The following is a 771-nucleotide window of genomic DNA, read 5'->3' as shown; positions in this document are numbered from 1 at the left end:
GTCTATAGCCTTGTTAATCACTCGATTCTGCTGGTTATTGGGTGAGGTAAGCATTAGGCGACGTTTAATACGCGCGAACGATAGTGGTATTGGTCGCTCAGGAAGGCTCTCAATGAAAGTGTATAGGGCCTGTGCTGTCCCTTTGTTCGCAAGTTGCCGGATTATAAACATCTGCAGAAGCACCTGACGGTCGAATTGATAAAGCTCCCAAAGAGACTCATCGGCGGTAAGTTCCATGATGTCGTCTTTTTCGTCCCACTTACCACGACTTAACAGACCAGATACAACACCATTCCGATCCTTTTCTGAGGCAAGCTTGATAGTTGTGCTGCGAAGACGAATAAGAGAGTCGGCCAAGCGCGTTCTGAGTCCTTTATCTTTGTCCTTTGAGCTAAACCCGCAGAATGTAGCAAACTCGCTGAATGGAAGTTCAATGGTGCTGCTGTTTAAGCCATATTTCGAAAACGCGAGAATGATGCCAACCCACACCTTTAAGTCAGTCTCCATCGAAAGTCGTGGGCCGGTAATACGGATGTCTGTATAACCTTCGGCTCTTGCCAACTCTAAGCTTTGAAGTTCGCTACTCGCATCAATACTGATATTTTCTGTGTCCTTTCCTTTTCGTTTTAAGGAAGGTAGAAACAGACCTAAGCGCATCAAAGCTACAGGCTGGACAGTAGCGTTTCTGGAAGGCATGAGCTTCTTATTTTCATCGATTTCTACGAGAACCGATTCAAGTGATAGATCTACACTTTTCTTATACATAAGGAC

Annotated in this window: 1 protein-coding gene; it reads right to left on the bottom strand. The window is 45.1% G+C overall.

Annotation, left to right across the window (positions count from 1 at the left end):
• On the bottom strand, positions 1-771 hold a 771-nt coding region (locus tag LS48_RS14645; RefSeq protein ID WP_204376478.1), incomplete at both ends, for a RepB family plasmid replication initiator protein.

Origin of the sequence: Aequorivita aquimaris (genome assembly GCF_001573155.1) — a bacterium.
GTDB classification, from domain to species: Bacteria; Bacteroidota; Bacteroidia; order Flavobacteriales; family Flavobacteriaceae; genus Aequorivita; species Aequorivita aquimaris.
Note: the sequence above shows the minus strand (reverse complement) of the source record. Positions and strands in the feature narration are given on the sequence as shown.